Source organism: Paenibacillus sp. GQ49 (assembly GCF_059759055.1).
Genome location: NZ_JCAXEL010000009.1, coordinates 1 through 25,235, shown reverse-complemented (window position 1 = coordinate 25,235; position 25,235 = coordinate 1). Strand labels below are relative to the sequence as shown.

Genomic DNA, 25,235 nt, shown 5'->3' with positions numbered 1-25,235 from the left:
ACAAGCAGCAGACCTTTCTCGGATCGAAATCCTTGATACGGCTTGCTGCTTTTATTATGTTCGGGATGTTACATCCCGTCGTCAGTACGGCGTTCGATGGCTTCGGACATCGTTTTGTCGGTAAGGTGAGCATAGATCTCGGTCGTTTCCGTAGAAGCGTGTCCGAGCTGCTCTTTTGTTTTGTAAATATCATTTTGCAAATAATAGTCCGTTGCGAATGAATGGCGTAATTTGTGCACAGTCAGGTATGGTTTGCCAAAGCGCTTGGCGTATTTCATAATCATGGCCTGGATCGCTCTTTTGGTCATTCGACTTCCTTCTGAATCTCCGTTACGCAAAGCAATGAACAGACCTTTCTCCCGCTTGGGCGTACGGTAACGTGATTGCCGCAGATTCATATAGGTCGCGAGTTCGTCCTTGGCCTGTTCCCTGAAATAAACGGGTGTTTTGTACGTCTCATCATTGTTACCTTTGCGATAAACATACAGGAGTTTGTTGTTCAGATCGAGGTCATCAACGTTCAGGTTCACAACTTCCGACACCCGTAAACCTGAATTGAGAATCAGGCTGGCAATGCAGGCGTCCCGTTCTTTGTTGAGCTCATGGGAATAGAGTGCCTGCTTGTTCTTCTCCATATCAACAGCGTAACCTTCAAGGATATAGCCGATAAATTCCAGCAGTTCCTCTTCCTCCAGGATTTTACCTTTGAGTTTGGCAGCGGTGTCCTTGGGTTTATGGGTACGCTTGATCTCGATTTTGGCCATAATATTCCGCTTCAGCAAAGGATAAAAGTCTTCATCTTCCGCAATCTGGCTCAGATAATGAAAAAGGGAGCGAAGGGAAGAGAGTTTGCGAGAGACGGTAATTCTGGAATTGGTTCCTTCCCTTTTGGTTGTGAGAAATAACCGATAGGCGGTAACCGAATCCATGCGAAGGACTTCCAGTTCAGTCAACGTAACTTCTTTATTAGAGCTTGCCTCGGACAGCCCTTCTGCTCGCAACCATCCGAAGAAAGCTTCGTAATCTCTCAGATATTCGAGCAGGGTAGAGGGGGACAGGTCAGGCAGCTTGTAGTCCATGAATTGCTGAACGAACCAAGGCATGGAAGGTAGTTTGTCATCCAGCTTGCGTCGATCAATCTCTTTTTGCACGTTGGTCAAGTTCGACACCTCCATGTGAAAAACATATAAAACGAATATTCAATGTAATAGTATTCTATGGTCTAGTGTACCATAATTTACATGCTCACAGCTTGTTCACCAAAACAGGCAGTAAGCAGGGTATGCTTCCTTGCCCTTCGGCACGTAAACCTTTAAAGTAATCAGTATACGTAGAGCAGAGGAGGTGAACCGGATGAATATGAAAATAGAACTGGTTCCCCGGGAACACAGTCAGGTGATACGGCATTTAATGCAATTTTATCTATATGATTTTACCAAATATCTGAATATTGATGTAGACAGTAACGGCATTTTTCCGGAATATCCCGGTCTGGAGGCATTCTGGACAGAGGAGGACCGCAAGTTTCCTTTTTTGATTACAAGTGATGGGGCACCTGCAGGGTTTGCTCTGGTGGAGAAACTGGAGCCTGGAAGCAAGGATAATGACTACTATTTGACTGAGTTTTTTGTGATGCAAAAATATCGGCGCAGTGGAGTGGGCACTCGGGCAGCATATGAATTGTTTAAACGTTTTCCTGGCAGATGGAAAGTAACCCAGGTTCGGAACAATGTCATTGCCCAGGCGTTCTGGCGAAAAATTATAGGGGAATATACGGGAGGACGCTTTCGGGAGAAGTTCCATCCGGAGCTGGGCAATCCAAGCCAGTATTTTGTAACCTGATTCCTATCGGGGCTTCACTTACATATAAGCATTGATGGGAAGGTTATTCTGTCATCGTAGTGTCAGTGTAAATAATCTTTAGTTCAACTTATAAATCTGATGAAGGAGTGAGTAACATGAACGCACCCACATTCCATCTCGATGGACAGACAGCACTGGTGACAGGTGCAGGGAGAGGGATCGGAAAAGCAATTGCGATTGGACTTGCCCAATCAGGCAGTGACGTTGTACTTGTATCCCGAACGATGAAAGAAATTGAGGAGACAGCTGCCTACATCTATGAACAGACAGGACGTAAAGCGCTCGCTCTGACTGCAGATGTGACATCAAAAGAACAAATGGAAGAGACATTTCAAGAGGCGATCTCGGAGATGGGCAGACTGGACATTCTGGTGAATAACGCAGGTATGAACATACGGACGCCAGCACTTGAAGTAACGGACGAGCAGTGGGAGACCATCATGCAGACAAACTTAAAATCGGCTTTCTTCGCTTCACAATTGGTGGGTCAGCATATGAAAGAACGTGGGACTGGGAAGATCATCAATATCTCTTCGGTAGGTGGGCATACGGCTTTGCGGACAGGGGTTGTATACGGCGCGACCAAAGCTGCGTTAATTCATATGACCAAAGTGCTCGCACTGGAATGGGGCAAGTATGGAATCCGTGTCAATTCAGTAGGGCCATGGTATTTCCGAACACCTTTGACTGAAAAGCTGCTGGATGATCCCCAGTATTTGCAGGAAATTGTAAGCCGCACACCGCTACAGCGAGTGGGAGAACTGGAAGAAGTGGTAGGACCAGTTGTATTCCTGGCATCAGATGCAGCGGGATACATAACGGGTCAGACGTTATTGGTTGACGGTGGAATGTCCATTTATGGCTTCTAAATAAATGAAGTTGGTTGCAGTCTAGAAAAGTGGGTGGCATAACCAACTCATGGGTAATAACATAGGGATAGTTAATCATTTCTATTTATCTGTACCCAATTCACTGAACTTGGAGGAAGATAACCATGGAAACGCGCAAGTATGGTAATACTGGCATGAACGTAAGTACACTTGGATTTGGCGGAGCGGAAATAGGCAAAGATGTATCCAAAACGGATGTAGCGACATTGCTGAATAGTGCCCTCGATGCAGGATTAAACGTAATTGACACGGCTGAATGTTACGGGGACAGCGAGGAATTAATCGGTGAGGTGCTGTCACATCGGCGTGATGACTACTATTTGTTTACCAAATGTGGACATGCTGCCGGGATCGAAGGTCCGGATTGGGATGCCAAAGTACTGGAGCAAACGATTGACCGTAGCCTGAAACGGTTGAAAACGGAATATGTGGATGTTATCCATTTGCATAGCTGCTCTGAAGAAGTACTCCGACAAGGAGCAGTAATCGAAGTACTGCAACGTGCCAAGGAAGCAGGGAAAACCAGATTTATCGGATATAGTGGTGATACTACAGATGCGCTATATGCGATTCAGACCGGAGCATTTGACAGCCTTGAGACTTCATTAAATATCGCAGATCAGGAAGCGATTGAACTTACGTTGCCTGAGGCTAGAAAAAGAAACATGGGTGTAATCGCCAAAAGGCCTATTGCCAATGCGGCCTGGACGTATGAAACACTTTCGGAAGAGGCTTATCCCTTTATATACTGGAAGCGCTTAAGCGAACTTAACTATGGTTTTCTGGGTGAAGATGCCCAGGCAGCGGTAGAAACTGCACTGCGTTTTACGCTAAGTACCGAAGGTGTAGACACAGCTATTGTAGGAACAGCCAAGCCCAATCGCTGGCAGCAAAATGCTGATCTTGTGGCTAAAGGGCCACTTCCGCAGGAACTGTATGATGAGATTAGAGCACGATGGAAAGAAATCGCCGGAGCAGACTGGACTGGCCGGACCTGATTCTTTGCATTTGCCAAATGGATTTTAATTTTGCGAAGCTGCCTATAGGCAGCTTTCTTTTTGTCATCAACCTTATATTTTCAACATGTGAAAAATTCACAACAACTAAATAATCTAACTATTTCATAAAAATGTCCAAATCATCTTAAGCATACTACTTTAATTTTGAGACAACGATAAACGATAACTGTGTTGGCACTAAAAGCTAATTCGCCACTAATATAATATTTCAACATATGAAAAATTCACAATAGAAAAGAACGCACACCGCTGTTACTACCTACCTTTTAGATACGATTCAGCACGCCCCGCGACTAAATGAACTGCCATCCTTCACTGTGAAAGTCAAATGATTTCTGATTAAAAAATTAGATATTCTAGGAAAGTACCTACAGCAGCGTATGGAAAAGGAATCAAAAGAAAAGGTTGCCCCTTTTTCAGAAGGAACAACCTTAATTTCTCGAAATAATCTACTGAAATAGAAGCCACAGAGCCAATATAAATTTATATAAAAAGTAGAACGAGAAACCCAGCAAAAGGACTCCAGCCATGGCAGAGACAGCTTGTATCATTTTTTTGCTCATTACTTTTCGTGTCACAGATACAATGGAGAGCAGACCCAGGTCATGAATGAGAATTCCACATAGTACGCCAAATCCTGCAATGATAAAACTCAGCTTACCGGTAGATTGGTATGAATCGGACAATACAACACCAAAAACAGATATCCAAAAAATAAGATTACCAGGGGAAACCGCTACCAATAAGCCATTGCGGTATGTCCTCCAAAACGATTTTTTGATTTTTCCTTTTGTATTATCTGATGTTGCCATATCCAGATCTGAGTTCCGGATTGAATCGTATCCCAGAAAGGCCAGAAATCCAGCTCCCGCAAGCCATAGTGGAATTTGTACATAAGGAAGAGATAAGACGGAAGCAAACCCGAAGTACATGGCCAGGATCAAACCAGCATCAATTGTCATGCCTCCAAGACCGACGGCCCAGCCATGGATAAACCCATTTCTCAATCCCTGCTTGGTCATCTCTACAGTAATTGCTCCCACTGGCATGGCAATAGCGAGACCAATCAGGACGAACTTAATATAGATTTCCATTGTCATTTCCTTTCCGTCTGTAATGAATTCTTGTTTCGATAGGGCTTGTCCAGTTGCTTATGTAGTTGTAGCGAGTATGGAGCACAGGGCTCTCCTCCTATAAATGGGTGGTATAGAGTTTATTCGGAGGAGAGTATTTTTAGAATCGATTTAAGCTATTCCTTTACGTTGCCTTGCTGAAGGGATCGAAGAAACGGGCATTTGGAAGGAGCGGTATCGTCATCTCGCAAAAAATATTGTTTATACTCCAGGTTGCCTTGTGATCCGTATTGCTTTAATTCAGGATGTGCCGGTATGGTATCGTAGGCAGCCAAGCGTGCGCGGATTCTTGGAGCAATCGCTGCAGCTTTGTGAGGTTGTGCGTTCCATATATCGAGTACCCAGCGCGGTGTTAGAGCTAACATGAAATAAGGAAAGTGGCGACTTTGTCGTGATACATGGGCTGGCGTCCCGCAATAGACAAAATACCGTTCGTCATTGTAACAAAACTCCCACATGGGATGCTCCGGGTCTTCTGGAATATCTTTTGGCCAAGGCTTGTTATCCAAGTGTCTAATCTGGCTTAATAAATCCCAAAAGGCTTTTTCGTAGGCCAATACATCCCGGACTTGTTTTTCCTTATCAAAAAATAAAATCAACGAAGAATATTCTCCGAATGAACGAGAGCATTCTCCATATTCCTTGAGTATGTCTGATACATTACGTTCTGCAGACTCGTCTCCGAAATTAGAAACAAAGCCGTATCGGAGGTGACCCAGGGCAAAAGCCTGTGTAGCCGGAATACAGGGAAATCGAGCCTCCCGGTCACTCATTTTTGAAGAGAATAAACGGTAAGCATCTCTTTTCCAGGTTTCGAGAGGGATCTCCTCATTCTCAATCTCAGAAGATGAAAACAGCAACGACATGAATAGTCCTCCTTTTACCTATAGGATATAACCCAATGGAAAAATGGTGACAGTCCAACTTATTTTTGTTACGGAGACATGCAAGTGATCGAGGTAATACACATACATATCACTTATCTAAAACGGATGAGGTGATATGTTGTTTTTTTAATCAAGGAATTGCAGTATCATGCCAAGCCGGATCGACCCGATCCCGTGTTTGCAAGAAAACTACAAGAAGTACTGGGAGGACAATTGGGCGAAATTACCGTTAGCCACACTCGAAGAAGCCGCCAAAGACCCAGTTATTAATGTGATACTCGGTGGGAGTAATCCACAACACGCGATTGTAAGCGGACTTGGAGCAGCTCCAACCGATAGCAATGGATATCCTTGGAATGCAAAGTACACAATAGCAAGTGGTAATTTATTAGCTGATTTCAGACATAATCTAGCAGCAGAATCTCAAGGCAGACTTCAGGTTGCCAGGTTATATGAAATGACCAACTCAGCCTTTGGCACCTGCACCTAAACTTCCCCCAGCGCCGCCGTATATTTTTGATCCCCCACCTGAGGTTCTAAGAAAAGGAAGTTCAGCGGATATACCACCGTTTATGCCATAGGAAATGGATTGAAAAGCGGAGAAGAACAAAAAAGGAACCCAATGCTGGGTTCCTTTTTGTGTTATATGAAAATGTTATTGCGGGCGGTTTTGATTCGAATACGAACCAAAGGATTGACCATTAGTTGAGATATTGGGAGTGTTGTATGGCTGCTCAAGATAAGATACGTGCTGTGAAGATGAGTGTGCAAGTTGTTGTGCAAGATTGGAGAGTTGTTGTAATTGCTGGATGGCGGTTTGATGTCCTTGCAGTGCGGTCTGGATCATATGTGCAGCTTGTTGCTCGCGTTGTGCCAATTGCTCCAGTTGTTGAGCGTTGCTTTGTTCTTGTCTAAGTAGTTGTTGATATTGCATCGAAGCCTGTTGTGTTTGTTGTGTAAGTTGTTGAGCCAACTGCGTAATTTGCTGCGATTGAGAGAACTGATTCATGTGTAAAACCCTCCTGTGTGTTTTGATGTACCTGTGTATTATGTAATACGGTTCTGAGAAATATTCAATCTATCCTGTTCCATTCAAATAAGGATTAATATAAGAGAACATGATTCGCTGTCGATTGGGAAGGCTACCTTTAGTGACCTAAAATGATACAGAAAAGGAATGACAACATGAGTAAAGCATCAACTAACGCTACAGAAGAAAAGAAACTGAAATGGTGGCAATTAAGTCTGCTAGGTGTGGCAGGAACAATTGGTACAGGGTATTTTCTGGGTTCCAGCCTTGCGATCTCGATTGGTGGTCCAGCTGTGCTGCTGGCCTATATCTTGGCGGCCTTGGGTACATATGTAGTTTTTGATGCGCTCGCAAGAATGACAGCGGACCATCCGGAACAAGGATCTTTTCGTTCATATGCCAAGAAAGCCTTTGGAGGTTGGGCAGGCTTTGCGAGTGGATGGTTCTATTGGTTTTCGGAGTTGCTCATTATGGGGAGTCAGCTAACCGCATTGTCCATTTTCTCCAGGTTCTGGTTCCCTTCTGTTCCGCTCTGGATCTTTGCTGCAGGATTCGGAATTGTAGGTCTTTGTATTGTATTCTTCGGTAACAAGGGATTTGACCGGGTTGAAAATGTACTGGCTATCATTAAAATTGCAGCGATCATCATGTTCTTGGTGCTTGCCATCGCCCTTCTCGCAGGGTGGATTGGGGGAACCAAGTATGAACACAAAGTACCGCTGGATATGGCAGCGATTTTTCCAAAGGGTGGCATCGGATTGTGGTCTGCGTTTCTTTTTGCGTTCTATGCTTATGGAGGTATTGAAGTTCTTGGCATTATGTCATATCGGCTTCAAAAACCGGAGGATGCCCCAAAGGCAGGAAAAGTCATGCTTATTGCGCTATCCACCGTATATGTTGTATCCATTGGACTCGCGTTAATTATGGTTCCTTTGAATGCATTCAATCCCAAGGAGAGTCCATTTGTACTGGCACTCAGTAGTGATCACCTTGCTTTTGTCCCACATTTGTTCAACGGGGTGCTCATTGTAGCCGGATTTTCAACGATGACAGCTTCGCTCTATGCGGTGACGTCTATGATTATTACCCTCGCTCAGGAGGGAGATGCCCCGCAGTTATTTTCTCGAAAGTGGAAAACGAAGTATCCGTTATTTGCCTTGTCCCTCATTGGTTGTGGGTTAGTTGGTACGATCATCATGTCTCTCTTACTCCCAGGTAAAGTATATGAATACATCACAACTGCAGCTGGACTGATGCTTCTGTACAACTGGTCGTTTATTTTGTTATCCTCCGGTAAATTGTTGAAATCAGGCAAGTTCGATGTGATCAAACGCTGGATTGGCTTATTGTTGATCACTGCTGCAGTCACTGGAACACTTTTTCACGCACTCAGCAGACCGGGGTTCTATATTAGCTTATTGCTTGTCTCTCTCATTGCCATTAGTGACGTTATTGTACAACGGATTCGCAAGAAGAAACCTGCGTCCCAAACATCATCAAACGCTGAGAAAGACAAAAGTGAAGAATATGAGCAGCATTCAACGGGTATAAGCAGTTATCACATCACGGGTATTCGGTTACGCAAAAAAAACAAACTCAAATAAAGAAGAGAAATTGAATGGCTTTATATCCGAAGTAACAGCCAAAACCGACTAAAAAAAGTCCGGAAATGAGAGCAATTCCTTTAAGCACAGTAGAAGTGAGGTATTTGCGAAAAAAACTTACGGTAGTCGCCATGAATAGATCCCACAGAAGTACGCCCAAGATGATAGCTCCACTATATATCAACAATTGATCCATAGGGGAGTCATTTACAGCCTTGGCTAGAACAGAGCCATAAATGCCTAGCCAGAACATGATGGAAAGAGGGTTAAACAGAGACATCAGGAATCCTTGAGTAAATGACTTGGCAAGCTCCGAATCATCTCCTCTCATTTGAGAAGGGGCAAGGATTCCTGCATTTTTAATACTTTCCACACCCGTATAGATCAATACAAAACAACCAAACATCCAGAGGAATACCCTTACAAACGGAAGTTCAAGCAGATGTACGATGCCAAAATACACAAACAGCATGTAGATGATATCAGCTGCGATGGCTCCTAGTCCAACACACCAGGCGGGCATGAACCCACCTCGAATACCCTTGTCCAATTGCGCAGCATTGATGGGTCCCATAGGGGCTGAAAGTGATAATCCCAGGATCACATAACCTAACATGATATAAATAAGATGTCCTCCTTTCCATACAGTACAGGATATTCTTCAAGGTGTTTTTGTAGGACTAGATTATCGAGGGCGATGTATACTTTTTGCATGATTAATCCATATTAGTCGGAAATAGGGGGTGATTGATGTGCTGATGCGATGGATAAAGGAGATATTTACTTCACAAAAGCAAGGAGAAACACTACATAAACGAAAACAACATTCGCAAAGTCTGAATATATCGCTTGAAGATAAACTTAACAATATTATCAAGGCATTTGAGTATAGTCCTGATTTTGTAGTTCGGGAGTTCCCTATGTTAGAGGAGAAGGGTACTGCTTTGGCTGTATGTTATATGGAAGGGTTGACAGATTCTACGCTACTGGTTGAACTTATGGACAATATCATTCAATGGATGAATACGAATCCTCTGCCGGGAGATCAACCGAGAGATGTGTTAGTGAAAAGAGTCTTACCCTCCGGTAATATCCGAAATATAGATTCACCGCATCTTATCTATGAAGCTTTATTAACAGGCCACGTCGTTATCCTTGTTGATGGTATAAAAAATGTTCAGGCAGTGCCGATCGCCGGAGGGGCGAGAAGATCTGTGGAGGAGCCTACCTCTCAAACGGTGGTCAGAGGGCCAAAGGAAGGATTCACAGAGGAGATTACGACCAACATTGCCCTTGTTCGACGAAAAATTCGGACTCCTGATTTGAAATTCAAGATGCATACCATTGGAGAATACACCCAGACAGTGGTTGCCTTGGCTTACATCCAGGGTATTGCAAAGCCACAAGTCATTGAAGAGGTTACCAGGCGTTTAAATGCCATCAACACAGATAGTATACTCGAGAGTGGTTACATAGAAGAATTTATTCAGGATGCACCGCTTACGCCTTTTCCGACCATGATCAATACGGAGCGCCCAGATACGGTTGCCGGCAGTCTATTGGATGGTCAAGTAGCCATTATGGTAGATGGTACGCCATTTGCCTTGATTGCACCTGTTACTTTTTTTAACTTCTTTCAAACGCCCGAGGATTATTATCAGCGTTATGATATTTCTACCTTTCTGCGGATTATACGGTTAATCTGTTTCCTCATATCCTTGTTGCTGCCTTCGACATTCATTGCACTAACCACATTTCAGCAGGAGATGATACCTACAACGTTATTGGTCACCCTGGCCGCTCAACGCGAAGGAGTCCCTTTTCCGGCATTACTTGAAGCCCTGCTTATGGAAATTACGTTTGAGGTCATTCGTGAAGCTGGAGTGAGAATGCCGCGAGCCATTGGACCTGCAATTTCTATTGTTGGTGCATTGGTCATCGGGCAAGCTGCGGTAGAGGCGGGATTGGTCTCAGGTGCAATGGTTATTGTGGTTTCCTTCACAGCAATCGCGAATTTTGTTATACCCTATTTCAGTATGGCTACAGCAGTAAGGCTATTGCGTTTTCCCTTTATGGTACTGGCAGGTACGCTGGGATTATACGGCATATTGGCCGGAGCAGTGCCCTTGCTTGCACACTTGGTATCGCTGAAGTCCTTCGGCGTTGACTACCTGATGCCATACAGTCCTTTTTTTAAGTCAAATATGAAGGATCTATGGTTGAGAGTACCCTGGTGGGCTATGAAGACGAGACCCGACGAGAAGTCAAATACGAATAAGACGAGACAAGTCCCACATCAATACCCGGCGGGATCGGATAATATTGTAGATCGTATTAATGACGCTGAGAACGAATAAGGAGCGATTTATATGATTCGTTTGCGGTCCATATTAATCTTACTCATGGTCGGACTGGTCACTGCTGGTTGTGGAAATCGCACAGAATTAAATGATTTGGGCATCACAACAGCTACAGGATTTGATCGGAAAAACGGAAAGTGGATCATAACCTATCAGATTATTGTACCGCCAGCGAGCAGTTCAATCGGGTCGTCGTCTGCTGGATCTCAATCCCCCGTGAACACATTTTCATCAGAAGGCAAAACGATTCGGGAAGCTGTTGCCCAAAGCAGTGTGGAAAATCCCAAAAGATTATATTTTGCACATACCAATATCGTTCTGATTGGTGAAGAAGCGGCAAGATACGGGATTGCAGAGATCATGGATCACTATTATCGAAATATTGGTTCTCGGGAAACTGCCAAACTTATTATTGCAGATGGTCAAGCAAGAGAGTACCTCGAAAAATTGATTCCGCCAGAGAAACAGCCTGGCCGTGCTTTATCCGAGATTTTGGAACGGAATAATGAAAAAGGGTCGTACTATCCCGTGATGAACATACATGAGGTTGGTCTGAAGATCACTTCAGACAGTGGATCGGCAGGAATTCCTGGTGTTACAACAGATACACCGGGCGATAACAAACAGAGTTCAATTGATATCTTTAAGGAGACATCCATACCCGGGAATTTAAGACTTCAAGGATTAAGTGTATTTCTCAAAGACAAAAAGATCGGAGTTCTGAACCAAAAAGAAAGTATGGGTATCGCTTGGCTAACAGACAGGGTGAACTGGACCAACTTGACCTACACAGCTGCAAAGGGGGAGGTGAACTCTTTTCTTGTGCGCAAAGCAAAAGTTAAGGTTGTTCCTGTGAAAAAGGGGCTTCATTATGCTGTTCAGGTAGATGCAAAGGTCGACGCTGAGCTGGATGAGAGCACATCCGGAGAGGATATAGCCAGAACACATACGATTCATGAATTGCAGCGACAGGCGGAACAAGTCATTCAAGCACAGATATTGGACGGATGGAGAGGGAACCAAAGGCTTCATGTCGATATGATGGGAATCGCAAACAAAATACATCAAAGACATCCCAAAGAATGGAAAGTTCTAAAAGACAATTGGTCTAGCGAATTGGCACAGATGGATATTAACATAAACGTAAACGTAACATTGGAACGAGTAGGCCTGCTTCAAGATTCTTTCAGCAAGTTGCTTGGCGAAGAGAAAGACTAACACCAAGGAGAGGTTCAATTTATGAAATTGGCTAGGGAGCTTCGCGTATCCGAATTGGCTGTTTGTCTTTCCTTGTTTGAAGTTGGAAGTACAACCTTGTTTCTTATAGGCGGAGACGCCAAACAGGATGCATGGTTAGCCATGCTTGTTGGGGCTGCTGGTGGCTTGGTGTTACTACTCCTTCATCTCGCTATTCATCATCAGGAACCTGAACTGGATTTGTTTCTATTGTGTCGCCGCTACATGGGAAAAGTACTAGGGACAATCGTAAGCCTTTCATTTGTAGCTTATTTCGCCTATGAGGCTTCACGAAATTTACGTGACATCAGTGAAGTCACTGAATTGACCTTACTGAACAGAACATCCATGTGGATTATCAGCATGATCACCATTATCGTTGTATCCAACACCGTACGATATGGATATCGTGTACTGTTTCTCATGTGTATGATTCTGTTTCCGCTCATGGCGCTGGGTTATGCGTTAATCAGTTTCTTAATTCCAACAACAGGTCTTTTTCACTCCGATCTGGCCCTGCCTGTGATGGAGAATGGGTGGAAGCCGATTTTTCAAGCTGCTTTTCCAGAGATCATATCTTTTCCATTCGGGCAGGTTGTCTTATTTCTGGTCTTTTATCCCTATGCCCGGAAAGGAAGGAATCTTAATAGAGCGGTGATCATCGCCTATAGTCTAACGGCTCTCGCTTTAACATTTATCAATCAACTTATCATTTTTGTCTTGGGTCCTCAGATTGCTGCCTATAGCACACTCCCGCTTTTGGAGACAGTACAGTTAATCGATTTGACTGAAGTGTTTGAACGGATGGATGCCTTGTTCACTTTACTTCTGTTCCTCGGATTGGGTATTAAAATGGCTGCATTTTTCCATGGAGCCGTAATTGGACTCGAAAGAGTAACTGGGATGAACTATAGGAAATGGGTGTTTCCAGTAGGGCTTGTTCTATATGGGTTGTCTTTTTTATCACCGACATTTACAGAACACATTGAGATCGGGCGAGGATACACATTGAATTATACTTCTCCTGTATTTCAGATCTTTTTACCCCTACTACTATTGGTTGTCATTCTCCTGAGAAAGAAAGGTATGCAGAAAAGCGCAAAAAACTAGCTAGAAATATGAAAGTCATATGCTCTCGGAATCAAAAAACGACCCAGTAGTAAACTGAGTCGCTTTAGGCGTTAACCATTAGTTATCATCCAACAATTTTAACGCCATGTCTGATTTTTCCATATCGTGTTCAACTTGCTCTTCTATACTATAGGGATGATACATCTCATTCTTGATCATATAATCTGCGATCTTTTGGTGGGTTTCGATTGCAGTATCCAATTGAGCCTTAAGGACTTTCCGAACGCGAGGGGTTGCAGTTTCGGTAAGGGCTATCGCATAGGTGCGTACCGCCGACTTAGCAGAAAGAAGCATATCGGTAGCAATGGCCATATCATCCATGGGAGCAACGGCTTTAACGAGCATTTCTTTCGTTTTAGTTGTAGTCATAAGAGCAACCTCCTTATTTTAATAGGGATTTTAATTCTTCAATAGCTTTGGAAGAGTTGTCCAAATCATCTTCGATTAAGGATTTTAGTGTGTCGTCTTTTACGAGTTCCAGCATCGTTACGGCTTTGGTGGCACACGAAGTTTTGAGAGTTAGCAGTTCATGTACTTCGAGTTTCTCATGTAATGCAAGTTCCTTAGTTGCCATCATTAAGCACCTCCAAAAAATAGTATTTAACTTTTTATTTATCTGTTGATCTCATATCCAAGTCATGGTGAAGTTCCGTGGCAGGAATGACGGGCTCAGGTATCTGTCCCTTTGGAACAGGATTGGAGATATATACATAGTCTCCGGTACCATCAGGTGCACTTCCTGTAGCCCATAAGCCTTCGGCGGATTCAGTTCCCTCGGAGAGATTCCAGAATTCATAGGCCTGCGGCTGAGATTCTTGCTCGGCTTCAGGAGGGAAAGAGGCTGGAACAACGACTCCATTCTTTTCTTCCAGTTCCTGAATAGCGGCCATCCATTGATACTGGTGATAACGGTCACGTGCTAACATTTTACGGAAAGTAGCCCGCACGCCTTCATCTGTTGTCATATGGTACAGTCTTGCTACCTGAAGGCGACCCTGACTCTCGGCATGCAAATTGGAACGCATGTCTGCAAGCAGGTTTCCGCTTGCCACGATATACGAACCGTTCCACGGAACACCGTTTGAGTTGGTTGGTAAGCCACCCAGACCACTGACGAGCAGATGTTGCGGATTGATACCGCCCATAATTGCAGCTGTCACAGGATCCTCTGCGGCTTGTTGTTGTGCCTGAGGAGTAGCACCATCCAGCAACTGACTGATTAATGAGCAGAGCATCTCGACATGTCCAATTTCTTCGGTGCCAATATCCATGAGCATATCTTTATATTTCTCTTCACCTCGGCAATTGAATCCCTGAAAAAGGTACTGCATCATGACGGTCATTTCGCCAAATTGTCCTCCCAATACTTCTTGAACCTGACGTGCCAGCATGGGATCGGGACGATCTACTTTAACTTCAAATTGCAACTCTTTCTGATGTCGAAACATATGATTCCCTCCAATAAGATGTTTTGATTTTCTGAATGAATTCTAAATTTTATTAACCTGATCATTGAAAAGTAAACAGTAAGATAGCAAAAAGAGAAAGCAGAAGAATGGGGGATTCTCCTGCTTTGTCTCTTCAATTCACTACAACATATTGTTAGAAGTCTTCCAATGAACTCTATTCTGAATCCGGTCTTTTGACTTGAAGCGGTGGGGGAATAAGCCAACCTTTTTCTTTGTTCATTTGAAGAATTCGGAGGCCTAGAGCTGTTTTGGTCGCATGATATTTAGCAAATAGCGCGCCAATATCTTCTCTGATCGATTGCCCAATCGTTTGGCTTGCAGCAACCAGACCCATGGATGTATCGGCTGTTATTTTTGCAGCAATCTCGGGATCTGTGAATCTTGCGCCAGCCGGGATATCCTCAAACTCTACATGTGGTCTTTCTGGCAGTAGTGGTGCAGGGGCAATACCATTTTCAGTCAATAGAGTATCGCATTCTTTAATTTCTAGTTTGGCTTGGTCCAGCAGGTCTTCCAGGATTTTTTTTAAATCTTTATCTCCTGCATGACTCATATAAGCTTGATAGCAAGACACAGTGCCTTTGGCTAATGTGGAACATTGCCATACACTAAAGATTTCACCATAATGCATCGGCTCGTTCTTGGGGTTGCCACTTAGAATACCCATGATTTGATTTCCCTCCAGTAGGTTAATGTATCACCAACTTATGATCACCTATATTCTATAAAATTATGCACTGAACAGGGAATGGAGGATGCAATATATATTAACATCATAATTATTATGTAAACTAAAATATATCCTCTTGTTATTCAAATAGGAAAAACCAGCAGAGCAGGTCTGCTGGTGGGAGTGCAACATATATTTTTAGACGGGAAAAAGTGGGTTACCACTCATCCCGATCCAGAGGTCTGATTGTTCAAGCTGTCCAGCCAGATGTAATAACCAATCTTCGCGTCCTTTGGTTGCCATCACCTGAACACCCATTGGCAAACCTTCTGGTGTCATATGAAGAGGCACACTAATCGCAGGTTGGCCTGTCAGATTCGCAAGCTGGGTGAACGGAGTATAGGTGAGACTCGGCTCAAACATTTCATAGATGAGTTGCTGCTGCTGGGTCTTGTCCAGTTCGCTGATCCGCATGAGGTTACGGATCTGTTCATCATGAGGTGTTAACTCTCCAATTTTGGGCGCAGAAAATGCATTAACGGGTGTCACGTAGAAGTCGTAACGCTCAAACAAAGTGGACATCTGAGCAGCGGCTACATCCCATTCAGCCAGACTATGCACGAATTCCGCAGCGGACACCTTTTTTCCAGCTTCAGCCAGAACCCAGGATTCAATCTCCATATCATCTGAGGTAAGAATTCGGCCCATGGAACGTTCCATGGAAGAGATCATTGCGGCCATTTCTCCACTGTTCATCATATAGTAGTTCTCCATCAACCGGACTCCGTTAACCGGACTCAGCTTTTCTTCAACAAGATGTCCTTGGTCTTCCAACCAGCGAACGAGTTTATATACCGCTTCTTTGGCTTCTATGCTGACGGGTGTACCTACAGGTGAATCTGTTGTGTACGCAATTTTCAGTTTGCGTTGATGGGGGTAGCTCATATCTGCCAAGTAACTGCCTGGGAATAGTGGTGCATGAAACGCAGCTTCAGGCTGAATGACTTGCAAAGTATCGAGCAGGGCGGCACTGTCCCGAACCGAGCGTGAGAGGGCAAAATCAATGGATGCGCCTTGCCATTGACGACCAACTCCGGGGCCTACAGGTGTACGTCCGCGCGTTGGTTTCAAGCCAAACAATCCGCTAAAGGAAGCCGGGATACGAATCGAACCTCCTCCGTCACTGGCTCCGGCAAGAGGAACAATACCCGAAGCTACAGCAGCAGCGGCACCACCACTTGAACCACCTGGAGAGTGGTTGATATTCCACGGATTGCGAGTTGGACCATGAAGACGGGGCTCTGTAATATTTTTCAAACCAAATTCAGGCGTATTGGTATGTCCTATGAAGATAAAGCCTGCATCACGAAGTCGAGTGACAAAATTGGAATTGCGTAATGCACGATGCTCGCTGAACAGGCGTGAGCCTGAAGTCAGAAATTCACCTTCCAAGGATTGGGAAATATCTTTCAGGAGTAGGGGAACACCGGCAAAGGGTTGTTCTCCAGGGCGAACCAAACCGGCTTCCTCACGTGCGCGATTTTCATATGTACGAATAACCGCATTAAGTTGCGGATTCACTTCTTCAAGGCGTGCGTACGCCGCTTCCAGCATTTCAACCGGGGATACTTCCCGGGATCGGATCAGTTCAGCCAAACCTACGGCGTCGTAGGAGGTATATGAGAATGAAGACATCATGATCGTTCCTCTCTGAATATAGTTCATCTGTTATTCCATATGTCATCGTACCACCGGATTAGACAAAAGACAAAACATAGAAGAGACGTAGTGCGATGATATGGATATTCGTTATGAGGTTGGAGGGGAACGAGGGGAGGATTTGCGACATAGAAATAAAGCACAGGGTTTAATAGCTCATATTGCTAATCGAGAAAATGATCGAGTAATATCGAGTAATGGAAATGAAAAAACCACTGCTCATCTAATTTGATGTGCAATGGTTTTATTTTTATATTTGACTATTTGTTTATATTTGAACTTCAGATATATCCACTTACTCTGTACGCAGCTTCGGTGCAGCATCGGCCGCAGTTGATGATCTTTCCTGCTGTCTGGAAATGGCGAAGAGGGCCACCCAGATCAGAATAAAACCAAGCAGCTGCTCCCATGTAATCAGTGTACGGAAAGCAATCCAGTTCACCAACACACCGGCCATCGGGAAGCTAAGTTCTGCGAGTGTTGCAACAGAGGCTTTGGTTGAAGACAGACCTTTGTAATACAACAGAAGACTTAGCAAACCTGGTAACAATGCCTGACCGAGAATGTTGAGGATGACAGCAGTCTGTTCACCCGTTCCGGACGGAAACGTCCATGCCGCACCTTCGTTCCACGTCATAAAGATCAGGAGCGGGAGAGCAACGACAAAGCGAAGGGAGGTGACCGTTTCATAACGCGCCTGCCCCAGCATCAATCTGCCCATAACGGTTGAACCTCCCCATAAGGCAGCAGCCCCAAGGGATAACAAGCTTCCAGCATGAATCCAGTTGTCCCAGTTACCTAATGGCAATGTGAAGCCAAATGTAAGCAGGTACGTTCCTGCTAATGCTATGAAGAACAATCCACCGAAGCGACGAGGCAACGTTTCTTTCAGTAACAGTTTAGCCAGCACGATAGCGAAGAGTGGTTGCATTTTTTGCAATAAAAGTACCGTATTCGGATCGTTATGTGTTAGTGCCATGGTGAACAATACCGTTGCGAGTGCTGATCCTCCCCATGAGATAAAAATCACGGCAATCCAGTGGCGAGCGCGCAGGTTTTTCAGGTCAGACCGGAATTTCCACAGCACGGGAATGGCAATAAGACTAATGATGATATGTTCCACCAGTACAATCTGCGTGGATGTCATCGTATTTAGCAAAATAATGCGGAAGAGTGGGTCGACACCCCATAAGGCGGCGCCAAGAACTACAAGCCAGAATCCGGTATTACTTCGTTCCTTGCGGTAAACAGGTGATGCTGCTGATGTCTTTTCCATATTCAGGACTCCTTCGTCAGAACACGGAATCTTCAGTTGGCAAAATCGACAAAAGCCCCCGTTTTGGTATATACCAAATAAACGGGGGCTCATCCAAGGACATGCGTCAGGAAAGAGGCCTTCCCGTGAACGGCATGTCAATGTGTTGATCTTCTCTCATCCGGACTGTACCGTCGGCCTTGGATTCACACCAAGTCAGTCGCTAAATGTCCTTCGTTAAGAACAAATAGCGAGTCGCGGGCTGGTTCCGAAGAACATCACCGCCGGTTGGGAATTGCACCCTACCCCGAAGATCCTATTCAATTATATAGTATGTTGAACAAGCTGTAACATTAATAAGTTCATCTTATTCCTGTAAGCGCTAGCAGTTCAAGCATTTTTTTTAGAAAACGATTTTCCAGCTTCCTTGCTGTCTGCGAAGGAGCACGATCTGACCTGCGTGATACGCATCATGGAGTACCCAGCGAGCGAGTTCGTGTGCCCATTTATCTTCAGAGTCCATATATCCGGCTTCAAGATCTGATTCTTGTAGTGCAGCCAATTGATCTCGCAACTGTTGGGCTAATCGAGTTGTACCCTGTAGCAGTGTATTCCATCCAGCTGCGTCCGTTGCATCTCCAGAATTCCCAAATGTGTATTCATTGGAGTCTACAGCAGGAAGGGTGGGCTCCTTACCTTGCATGCGACATAATAAGCGATGGTTGTAATAATACATATGGTTAACCAACTGCCAGATGCTTAATCCCCCTGAGGGTGGAATCCAGGCGGCTTGTTCTGCTGTAAGACCCTCCAAGGATTTCGACAAAGGTACAATCCAATTACATTGATCCCAAGTATCATCCTTTTGAATAAGTAACACTTCTAGTGCTGTTGTGTTCGTCATTGCCTTTTCCTCCTTGCGTATAATTGTGATAGGTGATGTAACTAGCTAAAACTGATTAATGAGGTTACACTTAATATAACACATCAAAGATGAGTTGTAACCTTCTTTATCGAATTAGATGGTTACAATAAACGGAGGTATATATGGACAGGTTATGGACCGATTTTGTAAACAGCGATTATCACGACTGGCGTGGGGGAGATCGATCGGAGGATAGGCTTGGGAAGGCGAGCTGGCAGCAAGATTTTCTGGAACGATGGCAACTTCACGCTTCTGTCCCTGCATCTCCAGAAGATGAGTTGTCGATGAGAAACTTCAGGAATGAATTGTTGGCTCTTGGAGCCCGCGTGTCTTCTGGAGCATCATTAACGGATATAGAAAAACAATGGTTGAATGGCGTTATGGAAGCAGGGCATGTGAGAAGAACATTGACTACAATTGATCAGGAACTGAAACTCCAACTGGTAGCTGTAGAAGCACATTGGCATCAGGTTATGGCTGAGGTAGCTGCTGATTTTGCCACGACTTTGGTGGAGGGAGAAGGGCATAGGATTCGGATCTGTGATAATTCGGATTGTCGCTGGATGTTCTATGATGATACCCGAAGCAGAACACAGAAGTACTGTGATGATAAGATGTGTGGAAATCTGATGAAGGTTAGAAGATTTCGGGCGAAACGCAAATCCCAAAATTGATAAATACTAACAATAACTATATAATGTATATATACTAGCGAAAAAATAGTCAGAAGCAGTACAGATTCGTAAGCAGGATGTGATCGTCTTTCAAACCAAAATAGATGGGAGATGTTTCTAGTGCGGACAAGTTATCTGTTGAAAAATGGCTGTGTGTTATCGATGGATGCTAAAATTGGACAGTATAAGAGGGCGGACGTTCTGATTCAGGATTCACTGATCATGGCGATCCAGCCCGACCTGGATATTCCGGATGCGGAGATCATTGATGCTTCATCGATGATTATTATGCCTGGGCTGGTGGACACGCATCGGCATATGTGGGAATCACTTGTCAAAACAGCGGGAACCAACTGGTCGTTACCAGTTTATTTGCAAAATCTCTATTATGGTGCGATGGGAAGCAAGCTCCGCCCACAAGATAGCTATATTGCCAACCTGCTCGGTTCCTTGGAAGCGCTTAACGCAGGAGTGACGACAGTAATGGATTGGAGCATGCCGTATTCCCCTGACCATACGGATGAACTGATTCGTGGACTTCAGGATGCTGGCATTCGGGCGGTATTTGCTCACGGAGTACCTGGTGAGACGGACTACTGGAATCGGGATAGTCAACTCACGTATTCGAATAATGATGTGAGAAGAGTCAAAGAACGTTATTTTTCATCACGGGATCAATTACTTACTTATGGGCTGGCCATTCGTGGTCCGGAGTTCAGTCATTGGGATACAACCGTGAAAGAGATCGAACTAGCACAAGAACTGGATGCGATCTGTTCCATGCATGCCGGATTTGGCAGTTGGGGATCTGTGGATCGCTCGATTAGTCACATGTACGAAGCGGGACTGTTAAGTCCACGGGTGAATATCGTTCATGGTAATACCATGGGCATGGATGAATACAAAATGCTGGCAGATAGCGGCGCTTCCTTGTCGGTCACACCTGAAGTTGAAATGATGATGGGTCATGGTTATCCGGCCACCGGCTATTTTCTTGAAAACGGGGGAACCCCTACACTTGGTGTAGACGTGGTGACGTCCACAGGCGGAGATATGTTCTCGCAGATGAAGTTTGCACTTCAGGCTGAACGATCCAGAGCCAATGAACAACTTCTGCAGCAGGGTGAGATGCCTGGCGAGTTGAACTTGCAGTCCAGTCAAGTACTGAGATTTGCAACTTCGGCTGGTGCCCAAGCATTGGGATTAGAACAGAAGGTCGGAACGCTGACCCCAGGAAAGGAAGCGGATCTGATCATGATTCGTACCACCGATCTGAATATGTTCCCTGTTCATGATCCAATCGGCGCTGTTGTGCAATTTGCCAATCCATCCAATGTGGATACGGTCTTTGTGGCAGGTAGACTCGTGAAGCGAGAGGGTAAACTTTTGAATGTTGATCTGGATGCTATTCGTCATGCGGCGATGCAGAGCAAAGATTATTTGCTAACCCAATACCGGATGTCAGATGCAGAGAGAATTGCGTTCTCGTGAACCTATAGTAAGAAATAAAGGGCCACATAATGATATGTGGCTCTTTTACATGCCGTCATATCGTGGATTTAGACAGGATAAGGGAGGAAGGGACAGCGGAAAAAGACGAAAAGAGCTCTCATTTTCTTAACTTCAGATAACAAGGATTTAGAGTTGTTTTCCGCGGGAAAATAGGCTCATAAAAACTGCGCATAATATAAATTATACGCAGTTTTGTTTTAAATCCATTTTCATATTCAATCACGTGCAACAGATCATGATAAATTTTGCGTAAAAAGAACAAAATAAGTGATCTACAAAAATAAATTTAATCAAGCAACGCGATAACGTGTTAGACTAGTTGCAAACATCTTTAACCGAGAACATCTTTATTCTTCCTCATTTCGTATCGCTTAGGCGAAGCGGGATGGGGATTTTTTTTATAGAAAGATAAAGGAAGATAACAGCAGGGGAAGGTTGGAAATTTCTTCATATATGGGTAAGTAATAAGGGACGTGACGAACTTAATCATGGGGTGGGGTTGCGGCTAATCCAAATATGAAATATATTTGGGGATGTGACATGCCATCAGACATAAGAGAGGGGATGTATCATGAACACACCATTACATACGAATTCAGATCATCAAAATGCAGCTTTTGGATTTGCATTAGCTGACTCATCCGTACTTGCAGAGGCGCAATTAATTGTTTCACAATTAGAGGATTCACAAACCTTACAGTTGGATATTGATCCGCAGCGTCTTCTGAAGGATGGACGTAAGGTATCTGTCATTGCACAACCGTTGGATTCACCGGTCAATCGTCAGGATGCCAATATTATCTATGGTCAGGAGCTGGCATACGTGCAGTATGCTGTTAACCTGAAACCGGATAGCTCGATCTCCATTGCTTCTATTGAAGGCGTTGAACAGTCTGTTAATCTTGGTTGGGCAGCATTTCAAGAGGGGGAATACGAACTTCGAATCTCCCTGCATATGAAAACACCTCGTATTGCTGAAGGTACACTCGAACCTGAACAACTCGCAATGGTTAAATATGCGCAAGTTATCACCGTATATATATCGCTTTTCCCGGCAGAAGCAGCGTCGTTGAGTTCACCAACTCAAGCTGTGTGGAACAGAAACCATCATGTGTTTGACTCCTATGGCAGAGGGGGATTTATTCTCGCTGACCTGCCTCGACTCGCTAAGCGTGTGGAGGAACTGATGGGACCGGGTAACCATAATTTGATCGAGCAATTTGCCGAAGGCAATCTGTCAAATACCTTGCTGGAAGAGGGGCTGATGGCGATCGCCTGGGGCGTGACTCCGTGGTGTTATTCACTCTATTCTGCACCAGATGAGCAGTCGGCTGGAATACTTGCCGTGGACAAGCTGGGCGATGAACCTGAACGGCAAGGGATCTACCGTATTGATCCGTCCATTCAACAATTAAGCATTGTGCCGGCGAACGAACTGGCTTACTGGCCTGCTTGCGTTCAGAACGATTGGCCTGTTATTGATGTGGCTGGTGAAGGCGAGACGTTGCACATGGATTTGTATACTCAGATCTGCGAATCCGTGAATGGTCTGCACGAGAATCCATTGCCATCGTTTGTACTTACCCGTAGTCAAGGCAAACCCGAAACGATCATTCCGCTGATTGACGTTGTCATCGTGGATGAAGCGTAGAGCACTACTTTATAATAAATATATAAATTGAACTAATCATTTACACGAAAACGGAGAGGACAGAAAGAACCTGAAAAAGTGAAGCTAAAAGTTTTCTGCAAGAAAGCTACTTCGGAAGCATACGCTTCGCCTTTATCCACGGATTTTTCCCTTGAGAAAAGGGAATCAGAAAAATCTGGGGATAACAGCGATTGGAAGGTTGTTCTGTCATCGCAGTGCCCGTGTAAATAATCTTAGTCAATTTATAAAGAACCGAATTGAGGTGACGTAGACAGATGATGACCGAGGAGATTCAGGAGCAATATGCGGACGAACTTGAAGCTTTTCACATATGGATGAAGGATGCCGGATATACAGGCCATACGGTAAAATCATACACCGGTGACGTGGTGGAATTCCTGGTCTCCATTCAAGGAAAGTCACTGGAGCAGGTCAAAAAGCTGCATGTGTTGTCTTTTCTATCCCGTGCGCGGGAGCGTGGGGTTAGTGATGCCACGAGAAATCGCAAACATGCGGCGGTGAACTGTTTTTACAAGTCCCTCATTGAACTCGAATTGTTAACCAATAATCCGGCGTTTGGGATCAAAAAATCCAAAACCGAGAAAAACCGTGCGCCCGTTTTCCTTGATGAAAGTGGGCTGACACGTTTTCTGGAGTCGGTAGAAGGCAAGTATCGCACACGTAATCTGGCTGTTTTTCTACTGATGGGATACATGGGATTACGGGTTGGAGAAGTGCATGCGTTGGATTGCAAAGACTATAACGCGGAGCGACGTACATTGGATGTATTTGGTAAAGGTCGTAAATGGCGCTCCCTACCTGTACCGGAGACTGTGGCAAAAGTCTTATCACAAGCGATGGCTGAGCGTCTCGATCCTTGGCGACCGAAAGAGGAAGCGTTATTTGTCTCGCAAAAAGGGAAGAGACTGTCGATTCGCAGCATCCAGCTCATATCTACGGAAACCTTTGAACGCTTCCAGCAGGAATCACCAGCTAATCAACGTCAAAATTACTCCAGTCATAAGCTGCGTCACTCCTTCGCTACCATGATGTTACGGCGTGGAGCCGACTTGCGTACCGTGCAGGAGCTGCTTGGTCACGCATCTATTCAAACAACAACCGTGTACACACACGTCACCAGTAGGGAGAAAGAAGAGGCTATGGCTCTGCTGGACGTTAAACTTCCCGCATTTGGGTTGAACAATTAGCTATTGAATAATTAGATTTAGAGAAGCCTGTCCAAGTGACAGGCTTTTTGAGTTCTCAAATACTGAATTATGCGATACTTCTCACCCCTGGCATGAATTGGAATACTTTATGTAAAGAAGTTAGGGGATGCCAAAGATTAAACTGCATGTGAGGGGAGGGGATAACATGGCTACTTTATCAACTGGACCGATTGAGAATAATCCAGTTAGTGGCGTAAGGCCAACACAACAGTTGACAATTAAGATCGATAATAGAGATCTGGTCAATAATGCGAGCATCTTAATTCAAGGATATTATCTGAATGGAATTAGAACTCTATATGCACTTGAACTTATTAGTATAAATCCGAATCAAGCAATAACGAAGAACTACTTTGCAAACCTGGATGTATTTGAATTTATCTTTACAACAAGTGGTCTCGCAGAGCAGCAAGTAGAAATATCAGTTTGGGGAAAAAATTCTGCCGGGCAGCTTGTAACGCCCCATCGTATTGTATCTTCAGAATTGTTAGGTGCAAATGAGTCCACGGGAGTTACCGGGTTGACTGGAGCTACTGGAAGTACTGGTGTAACTGGAGTGACTGGGGCCACTGGAGTAACAGGAGAAACTGGAGCAATTGGTGCGACTGGAGCAACAGGAGAAACTGGAGCAACCGGAGATACTGGGGCAACAGGAGAAACTGGAGTAACTGGAGTAACTGGAGCAACCGGTGAAACTGGAGCAACCGGAGATACTGGTGTAACTGGAGTAACCGGTGCGACTGGTGTAACCGGAGTAACCGGAGCTACTGGGGCAACTGGAGATACTGGTGTAACTGGAGTTACTGGCGCAACCGGGGAAACTGGAGCAACCGGAGATACTGGAGCAACTGGAGTAACCGGAGCTACTGGGGCAACAGGAGCAACCGGAGATACTGGAGAAACTGGAGCAACTGGAGTAACCGGAGCTACTGGGGCAACCGGAGGAACTGGTGAAACTGGAGCAACCGGAGATACTGG

The 25,235-nt window shown here is 44.6% G+C and carries 23 protein-coding genes, 2 pseudogenes and 1 riboswitch; of the genes and pseudogenes, 13 read left to right on the top strand and 12 right to left on the bottom strand.

The annotated features are described in order from the left end of the window. Positions 1-68: 68 nt before the first annotated feature. Positions 69-1,175 (bottom strand): tyrosine recombinase XerS, encoded by a 1,107-nt coding sequence (gene xerS, locus AC6CIF_RS16870; protein ID WP_076210138.1) that lies wholly within the window; start codon positions 1,173-1,175, stop codon positions 69-71. Between the two features lie 178 nt (positions 1,176-1,353). On the opposite strand from xerS, the gene AC6CIF_RS16865 reads away from it, so the two are divergent. The 3 genes from AC6CIF_RS16865 to AC6CIF_RS16855 all read left to right on the top strand — a co-directional run bounded on the left by AC6CIF_RS16865 (position 1,354) and on the right by AC6CIF_RS16855 (position 3,751). Then, a complete protein-coding gene (locus AC6CIF_RS16865) occupies positions 1,354-1,842 on the top strand; it encodes a GNAT family N-acetyltransferase (protein ID WP_498200599.1) in 489 nt (162 codons plus the stop codon). 116 nt (positions 1,843-1,958) lie between these two features. Further along, positions 1,959-2,732: an SDR family NAD(P)-dependent oxidoreductase gene (locus tag AC6CIF_RS16860; RefSeq protein ID WP_498200598.1), complete on the top strand. Its 774-nt coding sequence runs from the start codon at positions 1,959-1,961 to the stop codon at positions 2,730-2,732. Positions 2,733-2,857: 125 nt separating this feature from the next. After that, positions 2,858-3,751, top strand: coding sequence for an aldo/keto reductase (locus tag AC6CIF_RS16855; protein ID WP_498200597.1), 894 nt, complete (start codon positions 2,858-2,860; stop codon positions 3,749-3,751). 470 nt (positions 3,752-4,221) lie between these two features. On the opposite strand, the gene AC6CIF_RS16850 is transcribed toward AC6CIF_RS16855, so the two are convergent. Further along, a complete protein-coding gene (locus tag AC6CIF_RS16850; protein ID WP_221821602.1) occupies positions 4,222-4,866 on the bottom strand; it encodes a LysE family translocator in 645 nt (214 codons plus the stop codon). A 155-nt stretch (positions 4,867-5,021) separates the two neighbouring features. Beyond that, positions 5,022-5,765, bottom strand: coding sequence for a YqcI/YcgG family protein (locus tag AC6CIF_RS16845; protein WP_498200596.1), 744 nt, complete (start codon positions 5,763-5,765; stop codon positions 5,022-5,024). A gap of 156 nt (positions 5,766-5,921) precedes the next feature. Here AC6CIF_RS16845 and AC6CIF_RS16840 point away from each other — a divergent pair. Next, positions 5,922-6,255 (top strand): annotated as a pseudogene (locus AC6CIF_RS16840) (manganese catalase family protein); the annotation flags it as partial. 192 nt (positions 6,256-6,447) lie between these two features. Here AC6CIF_RS16840 and AC6CIF_RS16835 read toward each other — a convergent pair. After that, complete coding sequence (locus AC6CIF_RS16835) at positions 6,448-6,801, bottom strand: AMP-dependent synthetase and ligase (protein WP_498200595.1); 354 nt, start codon at positions 6,799-6,801, stop codon at positions 6,448-6,450. Between the two features lie 176 nt (positions 6,802-6,977). On the opposite strand from AC6CIF_RS16835, the gene AC6CIF_RS16830 reads away from it, so the two are divergent. Further along, on the top strand, positions 6,978-8,426 hold the full coding sequence (locus tag AC6CIF_RS16830; protein ID WP_498200593.1) for an amino acid permease: 1,449 nt from the start codon (positions 6,978-6,980) through the stop codon (positions 8,424-8,426). Here the strand turns inward: AC6CIF_RS16830 and AC6CIF_RS16825 are convergent. Next, the gene (locus tag AC6CIF_RS16825; RefSeq protein ID WP_498200830.1) at positions 8,419-9,051 is read right to left on the bottom strand and encodes a LysE family transporter; all 633 of its coding nucleotides are present in this window, start codon (positions 9,049-9,051) and stop codon (positions 8,419-8,421) included. The two genes, AC6CIF_RS16830 and AC6CIF_RS16825, sit on opposite strands and share 8 nt — an antisense overlap. Positions 9,052-9,178: 127 nt before the next feature. Here AC6CIF_RS16825 and AC6CIF_RS16820 point away from each other — a divergent pair, with 127 nt between their 5' ends. Genes AC6CIF_RS16820 through AC6CIF_RS16810 form a run of 3 tightly spaced genes read left to right on the top strand, consistent with a single transcriptional unit; the run spans position 9,179 to position 13,132 of the window. Then, positions 9,179-10,783, top strand: coding sequence for a spore germination protein (locus tag AC6CIF_RS16820; protein ID WP_498200592.1), 1,605 nt, complete (start codon positions 9,179-9,181; stop codon positions 10,781-10,783). 12 nt (positions 10,784-10,795) lie between these two features. Beyond that, positions 10,796-12,004, top strand: a complete 1,209-nt coding sequence (locus tag AC6CIF_RS16815) for a Ger(x)C family spore germination protein (RefSeq protein ID WP_498200591.1) — start codon at positions 10,796-10,798, stop codon at positions 12,002-12,004. A gap of 21 nt (positions 12,005-12,025) precedes the next feature. Next, positions 12,026-13,132 carry a GerAB/ArcD/ProY family transporter gene (locus AC6CIF_RS16810; protein ID WP_498200590.1) on the top strand — a complete coding sequence of 369 codons (1,107 nt, stop codon included), beginning with the start codon at positions 12,026-12,028 and terminating at the stop codon, positions 13,130-13,132. A 78-nt stretch (positions 13,133-13,210) separates the two neighbouring features. Here the strand turns inward: AC6CIF_RS16810 and AC6CIF_RS16805 are convergent, their stop codons facing one another. The 7 genes from AC6CIF_RS16805 to AC6CIF_RS16775 form a co-directional block, all read right to left on the bottom strand. Continuing rightward, positions 13,211-13,522 carry a spore coat protein gene (locus AC6CIF_RS16805; protein ID WP_083656998.1) on the bottom strand — a complete coding sequence of 104 codons (312 nt, stop codon included), beginning with the start codon at positions 13,520-13,522 and terminating at the stop codon, positions 13,211-13,213. A 13-nt stretch (positions 13,523-13,535) separates the two neighbouring features. Next, complete coding sequence (locus AC6CIF_RS16800) at positions 13,536-13,730, bottom strand: spore coat protein (RefSeq protein ID WP_498200589.1); 195 nt, start codon at positions 13,728-13,730, stop codon at positions 13,536-13,538. 31 nt (positions 13,731-13,761) lie between these two features. Beyond that, the gene (locus AC6CIF_RS16795; RefSeq protein WP_498200588.1) at positions 13,762-14,601 is read right to left on the bottom strand and encodes a manganese catalase; all 840 of its coding nucleotides are present in this window, start codon (positions 14,599-14,601) and stop codon (positions 13,762-13,764) included. A gap of 175 nt (positions 14,602-14,776) precedes the next feature. Then, positions 14,777-15,289, bottom strand: a complete 513-nt coding sequence (locus AC6CIF_RS16790; RefSeq protein ID WP_498200587.1) for a DUF3231 family protein — start codon at positions 15,287-15,289, stop codon at positions 14,777-14,779. Between the two features lie 201 nt (positions 15,290-15,490). Then, positions 15,491-16,987 carry an amidase gene (locus AC6CIF_RS16785; RefSeq protein WP_498200829.1) on the bottom strand — a complete coding sequence of 499 codons (1,497 nt, stop codon included), beginning with the start codon at positions 16,985-16,987 and terminating at the stop codon, positions 15,491-15,493. A gap of 319 nt (positions 16,988-17,306) precedes the next feature. Next, on the bottom strand, positions 17,307-18,287 hold the full coding sequence (locus AC6CIF_RS16780) for a DMT family transporter (RefSeq protein WP_498200586.1): 981 nt from the start codon (positions 18,285-18,287) through the stop codon (positions 17,307-17,309). A 144-nt stretch (positions 18,288-18,431) separates the two neighbouring features. Continuing rightward, positions 18,432-18,585, bottom strand: a riboswitch (FMN riboswitch). A gap of 84 nt (positions 18,586-18,669) precedes the next feature. Next, positions 18,670-19,170, bottom strand: coding sequence for a DinB family protein (locus AC6CIF_RS16775; protein WP_498200585.1), 501 nt, complete (start codon positions 19,168-19,170; stop codon positions 18,670-18,672). Positions 19,171-19,313: 143 nt separating this feature from the next. On the opposite strand from AC6CIF_RS16775, the gene AC6CIF_RS16770 reads away from it, so the two are divergent. The 5 genes and pseudogenes from AC6CIF_RS16770 to AC6CIF_RS16750 form a co-directional block, all read left to right on the top strand. Then, the gene (locus tag AC6CIF_RS16770) at positions 19,314-19,865 is read left to right on the top strand and encodes a CGNR zinc finger domain-containing protein (RefSeq protein ID WP_498200584.1); all 552 of its coding nucleotides are present in this window, start codon (positions 19,314-19,316) and stop codon (positions 19,863-19,865) included. Between the two features lie 120 nt (positions 19,866-19,985). Beyond that, positions 19,986-21,356, top strand: coding sequence for an amidohydrolase family protein (locus tag AC6CIF_RS16765; protein WP_498200583.1), 1,371 nt, complete (start codon positions 19,986-19,988; stop codon positions 21,354-21,356). 592 nt (positions 21,357-21,948) lie between these two features. After that, complete coding sequence (locus tag AC6CIF_RS16760) at positions 21,949-23,028, top strand: hypothetical protein (protein WP_498200581.1); 1,080 nt, start codon at positions 21,949-21,951, stop codon at positions 23,026-23,028. A 275-nt stretch (positions 23,029-23,303) separates the two neighbouring features. Beyond that, on the top strand, positions 23,304-24,236 hold the full coding sequence (locus AC6CIF_RS16755) for a tyrosine-type recombinase/integrase (protein WP_498200579.1): 933 nt from the start codon (positions 23,304-23,306) through the stop codon (positions 24,234-24,236). A gap of 166 nt (positions 24,237-24,402) precedes the next feature. Continuing rightward, positions 24,403-25,235: pseudogene (locus AC6CIF_RS16750) on the top strand (collagen-like triple helix repeat-containing protein); the annotation flags it as partial.